General features: G+C 40.2%; 10 protein-coding genes. 6 read left to right on the top strand and 4 right to left on the bottom strand.

Features of this window, described 5'->3' with window-relative positions; genetic code table 11:
* On the top strand, nucleotides 1–816 hold an 816-nt coding region (locus E1176_RS15245), incomplete at its 5' end, for a cation diffusion facilitator family transporter (protein WP_155211581.1).
* Between the two features lies 1 nt (nucleotide 817).
* Here E1176_RS15245 and E1176_RS15240 read toward each other — a convergent pair.
* The 4 genes from E1176_RS15240 to E1176_RS15225 form a co-directional block, all read right to left on the bottom strand.
* Nucleotides 818–1,732 (bottom strand): glutaminase, encoded by a 915-nt coding sequence (locus E1176_RS15240; protein ID WP_155211579.1) that lies wholly within the window; start codon nucleotides 1,730–1,732, stop codon nucleotides 818–820.
* 22 nt (nucleotides 1,733–1,754) lie between these two features.
* Nucleotides 1,755–3,668 (bottom strand): CocE/NonD family hydrolase, encoded by a 1,914-nt coding sequence (locus tag E1176_RS15235; protein ID WP_155211577.1) that lies wholly within the window; start codon nucleotides 3,666–3,668, stop codon nucleotides 1,755–1,757.
* A 105-nt stretch (nucleotides 3,669–3,773) separates the two neighbouring features.
* Complete coding sequence (locus E1176_RS15230) at nucleotides 3,774–7,043, bottom strand: WD40/YVTN/BNR-like repeat-containing protein (protein ID WP_246206074.1); 3,270 nt, start codon at nucleotides 7,041–7,043, stop codon at nucleotides 3,774–3,776.
* A gap of 97 nt (nucleotides 7,044–7,140) precedes the next feature.
* Entirely contained in the window at nucleotides 7,141–7,893 is a 753-nt protein-coding gene (locus E1176_RS15225; RefSeq protein ID WP_155211575.1) for a biotin--[acetyl-CoA-carboxylase] ligase, read from the bottom strand.
* A 39-nt stretch (nucleotides 7,894–7,932) separates the two neighbouring features.
* Here E1176_RS15225 and rsfS point away from each other — a divergent pair, with 39 nt between their 5' ends.
* The 5 genes from rsfS to E1176_RS15200 all read left to right on the top strand — a co-directional run.
* On the top strand, nucleotides 7,933–8,310 hold the full coding sequence (rsfS, locus tag E1176_RS15220) for a ribosome silencing factor (protein WP_155211573.1): 378 nt from the start codon (nucleotides 7,933–7,935) through the stop codon (nucleotides 8,308–8,310).
* 61 nt (nucleotides 8,311–8,371) lie between these two features.
* Nucleotides 8,372–10,435, top strand: coding sequence for an ATP-dependent zinc metalloprotease FtsH (ftsH, locus tag E1176_RS15215; protein WP_155211571.1), 2,064 nt, complete (start codon nucleotides 8,372–8,374; stop codon nucleotides 10,433–10,435).
* A 69-nt stretch (nucleotides 10,436–10,504) separates the two neighbouring features.
* Nucleotides 10,505–11,275, top strand: coding sequence for a UDP-2,3-diacylglucosamine diphosphatase (locus tag E1176_RS15210; protein WP_155211569.1), 771 nt, complete (start codon nucleotides 10,505–10,507; stop codon nucleotides 11,273–11,275).
* Entirely contained in the window at nucleotides 11,265–12,059 is a 795-nt protein-coding gene (locus tag E1176_RS15205; protein ID WP_155211567.1) for a hypothetical protein, read from the top strand. The genes E1176_RS15210 and E1176_RS15205 overlap by 11 nt, the downstream gene beginning before the upstream one ends.
* Before the next feature lie 256 nt (nucleotides 12,060–12,315).
* The coding region (locus E1176_RS15200; protein WP_155211565.1) for a PKD domain-containing protein at nucleotides 12,316–14,090 on the top strand (1,775 nt) is incomplete at its 3' end.

Here is a 14,090-nt window from a genome sequence, read left to right as displayed (position 1 = left end):
GTATTTACTCTGATCGAAATAGTTGGTGGTTTACTAACTAACAGTATAGCCATATTATCAGATGCACTACACGATTTAGGTGATAGTTTAAGCCTCGGTCTGAGTTGGTATTTTCAGAATATTTCCAGAAAAGGAAGAACTAAGAAATACTCCTATGGCTACGGTCGATTTTCGTTGTTAGGTGCCGTTATAAATGCTGGTGTTCTACTAGGGGGCTCTGCTATCATCATTTACGAGGCTATACCAAGACTCATTAATCCTCAAATACCAAATACTGAAGGTATGATATACCTGGCTATCGCTGGTGTGGTATTTAATGGTGCAGCTGTACTTAAGTTGAAAAAAGGCACATCGATCAATGAAAAAGTAGTGATGCTACATTTGATCGAAGATGTCCTGGGTTGGGTGGCTGTTTTGATCGGGGCGATCGTTATGCATTTTTATGATGCTCCAATTATCGACCCTTTGCTATCAATTGGTATAGCAACTTATATTTTATTCAATGTGTATAAAAATCTAAAGGAGAGCATGCGCATCATTTTACAAGGCACACCAAAAGATATTAAAATAAACCAGATAATCCATGTGCTGGAAAGTATCCGGGATGTCGATGAAGTGCATGATTGCCACATGTGGTCACTCGATGGCAAAAAGAATATACTCAGCGCTCATCTTGTGGTAAAGAAGGAACTCACCATAGAACAGTTAACCACCATTAAAAACAAAGCCAAATCTATTCTGCAAGAAAACGGCATCGGTCATGCAACCATTGAGTTTGAAACCAATGAAGAAGATTGCTTACTTGAAAATTGTTGATCTAAAAAATAGAAGTTTCTGTCTTCGTGGTAAATAGCTCAAGTGCTTTCATACCAGCCAGGGAATTACCTTTCTCATTGAGTCCCGGACTCCAAACAACTATACTATACTCATTGGGTAAAATGGCCGCTATACCTCCTCCTACACCACTTTTCCCAGGTAGTCCAACCTGAAAGGCAAACTCACCGGCCTCATCGTAAAAACCACACGTCTGCATGATGGCCGTAATTCTTTTATACTGGCTTTCTGTTAAGTATTGCTCCTCATCAATTACACCTGTACCATGGTTAGCAAAGACACGAAATGCTTTAGCCAGTTCATGACATGTCATATCTACAGAACAAAAATCAAAATATAGATCTAAGACTTCGTCCACATCGTTTTCGATATTTCCAAACGACTTCATGAGATTAACCATGGCTGCATTTTTATACCCACAGGCTTTTTCTGATGCTGCAATTTTACGGTTATACTTTAAGTCTTCCTGACCAACAAGTCGGTTGAGATAATTAAGAAACTCTGCCCGCGCATCTTTATATTGGCTCAGCAGTATGTCTGTGATAACCAGTGCTCCTGCATTTATAAACGGATTTCGAGGTATGCCTTTCTCATACTCTAGCTGTACTAATGAGTTAAACGGATCACCAGAGGGTTCTACTCCAACTCTTTTGTATACTGACTCTTTGCCTTTGCTTACGGCAAGAGCCAGCATAAACACTTTAGATATACTCTGAATAGAAAATTTTTCATGACAATCTCCAGTACAGTACTCCTCCTGATCGAGCGTAAGCATGTAGATGCCAAATTTATCTTTCGGCACCTTTGCCAGCTCAGGTATGTAATCTGCCACTATTCCCTTGCACTTGAGGGGGTCTACCTCTCTGCTTACTTCTTTTATTATTTTCTGATAATCCATCAGGCAAAGGTAGGCCGAGCACCTACCTATCCAAAAGTTCTATCGGAGTATTTAATGATTCGTTTTCTCCTATTTCTACAGAAGATGATCCAAACACGGTAATAGTCGCTTTCTCGTAATCCTCTTTCTTGGCTTTATAGATGTTATCTACATATTTCTGAGGATTTCTATCGATATAAGGAAACCAGGAACTGTGAATTTGAATCATAATTTTATGCCCTTTTTTAAAGGTGTGCAGCACATCCTGTAAAGGGAAATTCACTTCTTCTGCCTCACCAGGCTTAAAAGGTTCAGGCTTGGCAAAGCTATTTCTAAACCTACCTCTGAACACTTCACTTCTTACCAATTGCTGATAACCTGCCATCACCACATTGTCTGGGGTGGCTTTAGTAGCTTTGGCATCATCTGCATATACATCTATCAGTTTTACGATAAAATCTGCATCTGTGCTTGAAATAGCCACCTTGAGCTTAGCCATGATCTCACCGGCAAGCGTTACATCTTCTGTGAGTACAGGAGTCTCAAATGTTAGAACATCTGGTCTTTTAGATGCATGTCTTTGATCATCGGTCATAAACTTGCGCGGGGTAAAAGTGAGCCCCTCAGTGTATGATGTATATGGAACTGGCTTGCCAGGGTCACTGATATATTCGAATTGCTCCTGTTCATTGCCTTCCTTGTTAACCAATAATCGACCGTCTTTGGTAAAACCTAGTTTAACTGGTGCAATATTTTTTGGTGGCCATACTTCAAAACTTTTCCATTCTTTGGTACCTGTATCAAACATGTGTGCTTCAGGGAAGTTACCATCCCCTTTGCCTTTTAGGAAATATTCAAAAAATGGTTTTTCAACATTAGTCTGATAATAAGTAGAGATGCTGTCACCAAAGTAAATATGATTTACGGCCTGCATTCCTCGCTCTCGTGCCCAATCTCCATGACTCCAGGGTCCCATCACAATCATATTTTTTGCCTTAGGGTTATTGGTTTCTACCGTCTTGTAGATATTTAACGGGCCGTATAAATCTTCTGCATCAAACCAACCACCAACGGTCATCACTGCGTGATCAATACCTTCATCGAGATGAGGAAGAATACTTCTTTTTTGCCAAAATTCATCGTAGTTAGGGTGTTCCACAATTTGCTGCCAAAAGAAATTGTCAGCATAGTAATCTTCGGTTATCTTTTCAAGGGTTCCCATTTCCAGGTGGTATTCATAGCCATCTGATGTATTACCAGCAGCTCTTAATTTATCCCACTTGTCGTTATACCAGCTCTCTTTGGTTGGCTCTGTTTGATGTCCAAAAACAGGAAATGCCATGGTGTAGCTTTGTAAAAAAGCTCCCATATGATGAAAATCATCGAAGAAAAAATCAGAAATAGGCGCCTGAGGTGAAGAGGCCACCAAAGCCGGATGTGCTTCTGGTAAAGCAGCTGCGGTATAGAAACCAGGATAAGATATGCCCCACTGACCGGCTTTACCATTGTTATTTTTTACATTCTTCAGCAACCACTCAATCGTATCAAATGTATCTGAGCTCTCATCAATATCCTTTTTATTTTTTGGGTTATTGCCATCTATATGAGGTCTCATGTTATCAAAATCGCCTTCTGACATCCATCTGCCTCTCACGTCTTGATAGACAAAAATATAGCCCTCACGCATAAGGTAAGGTGATGGCCCGAGTCCGTTAGGATAATTATCTTCCCCATAAGGCCTGATACTATAGCATGTACGTTTCATCAAAAACGGGTAGTCTTTGCTGTCGTCTTTAGGCGTGTAGATGGCAGTGTATAGTTTCACACCATCTCGCATGGGTATGTACACTTCTTGCTTCGTGTAATTTTCCCTCACATAGGCAGAATCTGTGAGTTGTGCCTTTGCACTAATCGAGCAAATGGCCAGTGCAAATACTGATAATAAAAAGTTCTTCATTGGTGGTTGGTTTTGATAAGCTGTTCAAGATAAAAAGTAAATTATATAGAGTGTGTCTTTACGTGTGCTCTTAATCACACTTTTGACACACTCTATATGGAATCCTTAATTTTCTAATGATAAAGTTTCGTAATCTTCAAATGGCGATAACTCCAACTTCTCCATCTCCTCCCGATAGTTCTTCCATTCTGTATTAAAGAATGCATTGATCTCCTCCAAATGAGCCTTAAGCTTGCTTTCAGCTTGCTCTACCAATCTTTTTTCAGTATCTCCTGGTACATCCATAGATGAGCCAATATAATAACTGGCAGTACCGATACGGCTGCTGATCGATGGAATCGGAGACCTCACAATGCCTTCTTCATCGCTTGTGTCTTCACCTACGATTGGTACCATTAATGCTTCAATGCTGTCTTTTACCGCTTTTGATTTATCAAGTAGTTCTTCATACTTCTCCTTGTCGAGATCCTTCATGACTTTTTCGTATTGAGACACTATTTCCTTAGACTTTCTCAACCTGCTCATTGCCTCAGCGGCAATCTCTTCACTTTTTTCAAGCCTTAACTGCATATCTCTTTTAGCGGCAAGGGTATTGTCCGACATTTTTACTCTTGGGTCAAACTTCACACTGATCATGGCCGAATCAACCGCATCTCCATAGGTGAGCTTGAGTTTGTAAGTACCCGGCATTACCTGAACTCCACTTGGCTCTCTATTGCCTCTTGGCTCTCTTCGACTTGGTCTGTTCACGCCTTTCTCATCAAGATACCAATACATACGATTTACTCCTTCTTCCTTAGGGGCTTTTCTCTTTATCGTTCTTATGAGTTTGCCGCTATTGTTAAAGACTTCAAGTGTTAAAGAATCGTAGCTTACTTCGGTAGAATCAGAAGATTCTTCGGTGTCGCTGCTCTCATCTTCATCCTGCTGTTTCTTTTTCTTCTTTTTCTTCTTGGTGTCTTCTGGCTCTTCTTCTTTTTTCTCTTCAGGCTTATTCACTATATATGAGATCATGGCTCCACCTGGTCTGTTTTCTCCATTAAACATGGCGTTAGCGCCAAATCGAGTGCCCGTAGGCTGTTGGTTCAATGTGAGATAAGCTTCTGGCGGATCAAACAATACTGCTGTTTTGTCTAATGTAGATTTACCATTAGCAGCAATTTCTCTTAAAGGTCTGATATCATCAATGATGTAAGCAGCCCTTCCATAGGTGCCAATGATTAAGTCATGCTCTCTGGGGTGAATCGCGAGGTCCATAGTTGACACCTTCGGGTAGTCTTCTGTCCATTGTGTCCAATTATTTCCTGCATCAACAGAGACATAAAGGCCTCCTTCTGCACCTAGAAACATGAGGTTAGGCTCTACAGGGTCTTGCACAAAAGATAAAGTATAATTCCACACCTGACTTTCATCTACAATGCTTTTCCAGGTAGCGCCAAAGTCTTTGGTTTGGTATAAATAAGGCTTAAAATCAAAATTTCTGTAGTTATTAACTACTGCTACAGCCTCACCGGCATTGTAAGTAGAGGGTTTGATCTGTGCTACCCAGCCGGCATTTGGCATTCCCGGAATGTTACCTGTTACGTTAGTCCAGTTTTCTCCACCATCTCTGCTCACATGTATAAGTCCATCATCAGTTCCTACCCATAACACGCCTTGCTGCACAGGGCTTGGAGCTACTACTAAGATGGTGGTATTATTTTCAGCACCTGTAGCGTCTATTGTAAGTCCACCACTCTCAGCTTGCTTTTGTTTTTCAGGATCGTTGGTAGTCAGATCAGAGGATATAACCTCCCAGGTCGAGCCCTTATCGGTACTCTTATGCACAAACTGGCTACCAAAATAGATAGTAGAGTTATCAAAAGGATCTTGAGAGATCGCAGAGTTCCAGTTAAATCTTAATCGCATGTCAGGATCAGGGTGGGTAGGTCGTACAATTCTTGTATGCCCGGTTTCTCTATCATACCTTACTACAAAACCTTGCTGAGACATAGAATATCCATATCTTGAGTCATCCGGGTCCGGTATTACATCAAAACCATCACCAAACGAAAGCTCTTGCCAGTATGAGTTTCTAATGCCTTGCGACTTCCAAACGTAAGCCGGTCCACCCCAGGAGCCATTGTCTTGCATACCACCGTATACATTGTATGGAAATTCCATATCATAATTGATGTGGTAGAATTGTGCAAGAGGCAGATTTTCCACAAACCTCCATGTCTCGCCTCTGTCGTGTGTTATGTTCAAACCGCCATCATTACCATCAATCATGTAATTAGGATCTTCAGGGTGTATCCACCAGGCGTGATGATCTGGGTGAACACCTTTAGAAGTTCCGTAAGCTGGCATCAACTGTGAAAATGACTTACCACCATCTTCACTCACATTTACATATGTAAATATGCTATATACTCGATTTTCGTTTACCGGATCAACATAGATCTCAGAGTAATAAAAAGGTCTGTTACCAATGTCTTCCTTATTATTGATAATTTTCCATGAAGTACCTCCATCGTCTGATCTGTAGAGTGCATTATCTTTAGACTCAACAAGTGCATATACACGGTTAGGGTCACTTGGTGCGATAGCCATACCAATTCTCCCTAGATCACCTTTTGGTAGGCCATCTTCATCTGTTATTTCTGTCCAGTTTTCACCACCGTCAACAGTCATATACAATCCAGATCCGGGACCACCAGAATTGAATGTCCAGGGTTTTCTTCTGTGCTCCCACATGGCAGCAAAAAGTTTATTAGGGTTTGATGGATCAACCACCAAATCAGCACAACCCGTTTTTTCATTTACATAGAGTACTTTCTCCCAGGTTTTACCACCATCTGTGGTTTTGAAAACACCACGCTCAGGATGCTCACCCCACGGAGAACCAATCGCACCAACGTATACCGTATTCGGGTCTTGTGTATCAACAATGATTCTATGGATGTTTCTGGTTTTTTCAAGACCCATTAAAGTCCAGTTTTTACCACCATCCATACTTTTATAAATGCCATAGCCACCATTTAAACTATTTCTGGGGTTACCCTCACCGGTTCCTGCCCATATCACATCAGGATTGCTCTGCTGTATAGCCACGGCTCCGATAGATAATGATTTTTCATCATCAAAAATGGGCTCCCAATCAATGCCTCCGCTTTCAGATTTCCATAATCCGCCAGATGCGGTACCTACATATATTATATCAGGCTCCTCTGTTACAACATCAATAGCTGTAACTCGACCACTCATACCGGCAGGCCCGATACTTCTTGGTTTGATACCTTTCAGCAATTCCATATCCAATTGCTGGGCATTGACGCCAATGGCAGTCAATAAAATTATGATAGCTCCTAGTAAGCTTCTTAAGTCTTTAATCATGGTAAGGGTTTATTAATTCGAGCCTAATATGATGAATGTAAAGGAGGTGTGCAAAAGAAGCTTGAGTGAGGCCCTGTATTATTCCATGAATGGTACTTTATTCGACAAATTGCACCTCTTTCATACTAAAAAGTCTTAGACCTGTCTTCGTTTCAATTTCTAATTTCCCCTCTTTAGAAATACCTACGATGCGACCAATAAAGGCTTTACCATTTTTAAAGATATGATCTTCACCAAACCAGTACAGATTTTGTAGATAATGCTCCCTAAGGGCATTGACCCCCTTGGCTCGCAGCGTCATATATCGAGCTTCTATACGACTACACACTTCATTTAACATGTCGGCCAGATCGTGTTTTCTACCTGTTAGCTGACTTAATGAAATGGCTGACTCAACATTAAAACTCTCCTGATTAATGTTGATACCTATACCCACAATACTCTTTTCTATCCTACCTTGTTTGAGAAAATTTTGGATGAGAATACCACAAATCTTTTTGTTGTGATAGTAAATATCATTTGGCCATTTGACCTGAAAGCCATCATCAAACTGACTTAGGAAATCGAGTATTCCAAGCGAGATGCAAATGTTTAAATCAAACTGAGCTGCAATTGGCACAAATGTTGGCCTTAAAAAGACAGAAAAGGTCAGGTTAGTACCGGGTGCCGACTCCCAGGAGTTGCCTCGCTGGCCTTTACCGGCTATTTGCTTGTCTGTAATTACAATTGAGCCTTCTGTAAAACTGGTCTTTCCGGAGTAAATTACAGCCTCCTCATTGGTAGAGTGACAAGATGGCAGGAAAATGACTGTTTTGCCTACAAATAATGTTTTGGCAAGACTTTTATACAAGTATTTTTGTAGTTTTGTTTAGAAAATCAAAGATAGTGAATGGATGTAAATAACAACCAAGCCCCCTCCAAAAAGTTAAGTGATATTGTGGTGAAGGGAATGCAGGAGAAAAAAGCCTCGGATATAGTAATCATGGATCTTAGGGAAGTTAAAAATGCAGTGGCAGATTTTTTCGTAATTTGTTCTGGAAATTCTGACACACAGCTCGATGCTATCGCAAGCTCTATAGATGAACAAGTCTCTAAAGAATTAAGCCAGAACCCCTGGCACCAAGAGGGTAAGAATAATAAAGAGTGGATGCTGATAGATTACGTTGACGTTGTGGCACACATCTTTAATAAAGAAAAACGTAAGTTTTATTCGTTGGAAGACCTTTGGGGAGACGCTAAAATCGTAGAAATTGAAAATGTAGCGTAACCTGAACAAATACCAAAAAGTTATCGTTAAACTGTGAATTGAATAATCTGAAAGATCAAACATGCCTGATAAGAAAAAAAATATAATGCCGAATAAACCTCAAAGACCAAACTATCAAATTTGGGTGATCGTTGTGCTGATTGCGGTCATATTTGGCATCACTTACATGAACCAGTCTAACAACCTGGTGCCTGTAACCATGAGTAGATTTGAGAATATGCTGTATAGCAACGATGTAGAGCGGGTGGTATTGATCCGTAATCAAAAATATGTCGAGGTTTATCTAAAACCTGAAGCTGTACAGAATGCTAAATACCAATCAGAACTTGAAAGTACACGAACATTTGGCATTGAAGACGGCCCGCATTATAAACTAAATGTAGCCTCTGCTGATAGTTTCATCTCAAAATATAATGAAGTAAACGAAAGCCTGGCCAAAGACCAGCGTGTCGACTATGAAGTTGAAGACAAATCAGATATCACCGGCATGTTTATGCAGTGGGGTATCTTATTTTTAATCCTTTTCGGCTTCTGGTTTTTGATGAGACGTATGACCGGTGGCGGTGGCCCTGGCGGACAAATATTTAATATTGGTAAATCTAAGGCAGCCCTATTTGATGCTGAAAATAAAGTAAAAATCACTTTTGGCAATGTAGCCGGACTTGATGAAGCTAAGGAAGAGGTTAAAGAGATTGTAGAATTTCTTAAAAACCCTTCAAAATTTACCAAACTTGGTGGTAAGATACCTAAAGGTGCCCTATTAGTAGGCCCTCCGGGTACTGGTAAAACATTATTGGCCAAAGCCGTAGCCGGTGAAGCTGGTGTACCATTCTTTACGCTTTCTGGCTCTGACTTTGTAGAGATGTTCGTAGGTGTTGGAGCAGCGAGAGTAAGAGACTTATTTAAGCAAGCCAAAGAAAAAGCGCCTTGTATTGTATTTATAGATGAGATTGACGCCATTGGTCGATCAAGAGGTAGAGGCCAGATGCCTGGCTCTAACGATGAGCGTGAGAATACTCTTAACTCATTACTTGTAGAGATGGACGGTTTCTCAACCGATAGTGGAGTTATAATTCTTGCTGCAACCAACCGACCAGATGTACTTGACTCAGCACTTATGAGACCTGGTAGATTTGATAGACAAATCAGTATAGACAAGCCAGATATCGTGGGTAGAGAAGCTATATTTAAAGTGCATCTTAAGCCATTGAAAATGGATAAAGATGTTGATCCTAAAAAACTTGCCGCTCAAACACCTGGTTTTGCCGGTGCTGAAATTGCGAACGTGTGTAACGAAGCCGCACTAATCGCAGCGCGTAAAGATCGTCCGGCAGTTACAATGCAAGACTTTCAGGATGCTGTCGACCGTGTAATTGGTGGTCTTGAAAAGAAAAGTAAAATCATTTCTCCTGGTGAGAAAAAGATCGTTGCATATCATGAGGCTGGCCACGCAGTAGCAGGTTGGTTCCTTGAGCATGCAGATCCTTTGGTAAAAGTAAGTATTGTGCCTCGTGGCGCAGCTGCCTTAGGTTACGCACAGTATTTACCAAAAGAGCAGTTTCTATATCAAACCGAGCAGTTAATTGACGGTATGTGTATGGCCCTTGGAGGTAGAGCTGCTGAAGAAATAGTATTCGATAAAATATCAACAGGAGCACTAAGTGACTTAGAGCGAGTTACTAAGATGGCTTACAGCATGGTTTCTGTTTATGGTATGAATGAGAAAATTGGTAATGTATCTTTTTACGACTCTAAACAGTCTGATTATAACTTTACAAAACCTTACTCAGACACTACTGCCGAAACCATAGATCAGGAAGTAAGAAAGCTTATTGACGATGCGTTCGAAAGAACAAAGAAATTGCTCTTAGAGAAGCGTGACGAATTAGAAGTTATCGCTCAGGAGCTACTAGAAAAAGAGATTATTTTCCAAACAGACCTTGAGCGTCTTATTGGCAAGCGTCCTTTCGATTCTCACACCACTTATCAGGCTTATACTAATGGCCAAGATAAAACCGAGGAAACAAAGAAAAGCGACAAAGCCGCAGAAAAAAAACAAGCCTCTTCTGCTAAACCAGAAGGCGATGCTAAAGAAGAAAAATCTGATATAGAGAGTAAAAACTAATAAAAACGAGTTTTTTTAAAGCTGTCTCAAGATTATACTATATTTTGAGACAGCTTTTTATTTGTAGCCATGATCAAACCCATTAAGTCCCTAAACGGTAAGAAGCTTTACTTTGCCTCTGACTTTCATTTGGGCGTACCTACTAAATCCAAAAGTCGTGAAAGAGAGCGAAGGATCATTCGTTGGCTCGACTCTGTTAAGCAGGATGCGCACACCATATTTCTACTGGGAGATATCTTCGATTTTTGGTTTGAATATAAACATGCTATACCTAAAGGTTTTATAAGATTGCAAGGCAAATTGGCCGAACTCAGTGACGCAGGTATTCCTATTGTGTTTTTTACAGGAAACCATGACATGTGGATGTTCGATTACTTTACAGACGAACTCAACATTCCCATCTATAGGGAGCCACAGCAACTTAGCGTTGAAAATTCAAAACTATTGATTGGGCATGGTGACGGACTTGGTCCTGGTGATCACTCTTACAAAATATTAAAGAAAGTGTTCGCCAATAGATTAAGTCAGTGGCTTTTTGCCAGACTTCACCCCAATTTTGGTATTGGCCTGGCTAATTTTTGGTCGCAGAGGAGCAGGATAAGTAATCAGAACAATGATGAGGACACCTTTAAAGGTGATGATGAATTTTTATGGCAATATTGTAAAGATGTTGAGGGTAAAGAGCATCATGACTATTATGTATTCGGTCATCGCCACCTCCCGCTCGATCTTGAAGTAGGCAACTCCGGGCGATACATCAACCTGGGTGAATGGGTTAATTATGATACTTACGGGGCATTCGATGGTAGTAAATTTGAATTGTTAAAGTTTGAAGAGTAAAGTAGTCATACTGCTTCTTCTAGTCTGCCAGCTTCCCGGTCTGGCTCAAAAACTTATTCCAAGAGATTCATTTTTAACAAAAGGAGTTGAAACTGCATCGGTCGATCAATCAGGCAATATTTATCTGGCAAACTCGAATGGTTCTCTCAAAAAATACACCTCAGCTGGTGAGTTCTTAGTTGAATTTTCTCCGCAAAAGAAAGGTAACATTACGCTGGTCGAGGCGTTTAACCAGCTTAAAATCTTCATTTTTTATGAGTATTTTCAAGAGTACCTCTATCTAGACCGATTCCTCACAAACTCAAACCGATTTGATGCACGTGAAATAACGGATTTTGCCGGATTGATCACAAGTAGCATGGATGACAATCTTTGGGTGGTAGATTTAGTAGATTTTGGTTTAAAGAAATTTAATATAACCTACGGTCAGTTTACCATTCAAACGTCCTTTGATTTAATTCTTGATCCTGATAACTATGACATTACTTATCTACGCGAGTATCAAGGCAAGGTATTTATGAGTGACTCACAGTCAGGCATAATGATATTCGACAACCTTGGCAATTATCTTCAAAGGCTGGACTATAAAAATGTTAACTACTTCAATTTTATAGGAAACGAGCTTTATTTTTTACAGAACAATGAAATAATACTCTACGACCTCTACAACAAAATAGAAAAGCGTATACCGTTAAATAAAACGCCATTCCTTACCCTTATATCTGGAAATCAGCTTTGGACGATTGACAAAAAATACGTCAGGCTATATGATTTTAGACGATAAATTTAAAAATCCCCCTATTTGGGTGATTTGCTGTAACCTATTTATTTGCAACTTGAGTTTAAGTTCTGATTGATTCAAAAAATTCTTCCCCTTATAGAAGCTTAGGCTGAAATGAGGGGAAGTTTTTTATTTGTAGCTTATAATTTATCAATTACCTGAACGGCTATTGGATTTTTTTGCATATTTGTAATTTATTTTTTGATTATAACCTGCAAAAGACTACCCATTGCGAAAGTTTGTCTATAGCATTTTATGCTTGTCGTTTTGTCTTGTTTATTCAAATTCTTTTAGCACTCATATAATTGGTGGCGAGTTAACCTACCGTTGCATAAGTGGTGAGAATTACGAAATTACACTCTCTGTTTACACTGAATGTGGCTCGACAGCTATATTAGAACAGTTTTACCCTATTAAATATTATGCTGAGGAATTGGGTATAAGCCCTGATTCTCCTGAGAGCCTCATTGTCAATAAAATCTCTACAAGAGAGGTACAGCTGCTTTGCAATTCTGCAGTTACCGACTGTAATGGAGGTGCCTTGAGGGGTGTAGAGCTTGTGACATACCGTGGTACGGTAAATTTAAGCGGCTATGCAAAAACTACCGATTGGAGATTTTTTTGGAAAAGATCAGCACGCAGTGAGCAGATCAACACATTAGTTGTACCCGAAGGAGAAGATTTCTTTGTAGAAGCCTCTCTTAATAACCTAAACGCGCCATGTAACTCATCTCCAACCTTCCAAAATTCTGCATTAGCAACCGCTTGTATAGGACAGGAGTATGTTTTTAATAATGCGGCCAGTGATAGAAACAATGATGAATTGCGGTACTCTCTGGCAACACCCAAAAGTGATTATGATACTGACGTGGTATTTGAGACAGGGTATGATTCTGCACATTTTATCACGCCAAATGAAGCTGCCGTTATCGATCCGAGTTCTGGTGATTTAATGATCACACCTGATCTGTTAAGTATCGGAATTACAGATATAATAGTCGAAGAATATAGAAGTGGTACTCTTGTAGGTTGGGTAAGACGTGCCATCCAATTTACAATCATAGATTGCAGCAACACCCAGCCAGAACTATCATCTTTTAAGGAGTCCTCTACCGATTCAGTGAGTGTTTGTGCGCGCGATGCAATTGCATTAACTATCGAAGCTACAGATGTGGATGGTGATAATTTGACGATGACATTGCTGAGTGGTAATAGTGGTGTATTTAATATAACAGGCAATAACACGACTAATCCGAAAGGCGTAATTTATTTCAATACTGATAATCAGGATGTAGGCATACATCAGTTTGTGGTGAAAGTATCTGACAATGTGTGCCCTCAACCAGGTGTAGAAACGAAAACTTACACAATCAATGTTTTAGAGACTCCGAATTTTGACTTGGGCAGTTCTCAAGACATAGGGTGTACCGAAACCATCAACCTTGCTCCCACCGTTACGGGTGGAGATGGTTCTTATTCCTATGCATGGAGTGATGGCTCTAGTGGAACATCGCTTGATGTTGGTATTGGTTATCACTCTTTAACAGTCACAGACGGTAATGGGTGCAGCTTTACTGACTTCATCTTAATATCAAGTGATCTTCAACCAAATTTTAGCGTTGACAGTCTCTGCATAGGACAAACCACATTGTTTACAGACTTAAGTGTAAATAATTCAGATTCAAAAAATATTGCCTCATGGGAATGGTCATTTGGAGATGGAACGACATCCACCGAACAAAACCCTGCTCACACCTATTCGACCGCTGGAGATTATGAAGTGACTTTAACGATAACCGATGATGGTAGCCCGGTCTGTACTTATGATGTCACAAAGACTATTACAATTTGCAATCCCCCTGATTTTGATTTCAGTACTTCGGGATATTGTAACTACGATCAAATTCAGGTTGCAATAAACCCTGTGCCAGGCACTTGTGATACACTGGATGAAGTGACCTTCGATTTTGGTGATGGCACAACATTAAGCTGTACTTCCTGCCTTGATACCACACATGTTTATCAAGATCCGGG

Origin of the sequence: Fulvivirga aurantia (assembly GCF_009711475.1) — a bacterium.
Taxonomy (GTDB): Bacteria; Bacteroidota; Bacteroidia; order Cytophagales; family Cyclobacteriaceae; genus Fulvivirga; species Fulvivirga aurantia.
The sequence above is the reverse complement of the archived record's forward strand: the minus strand, read 5'-3'. Positions and strand labels throughout refer to the sequence as shown.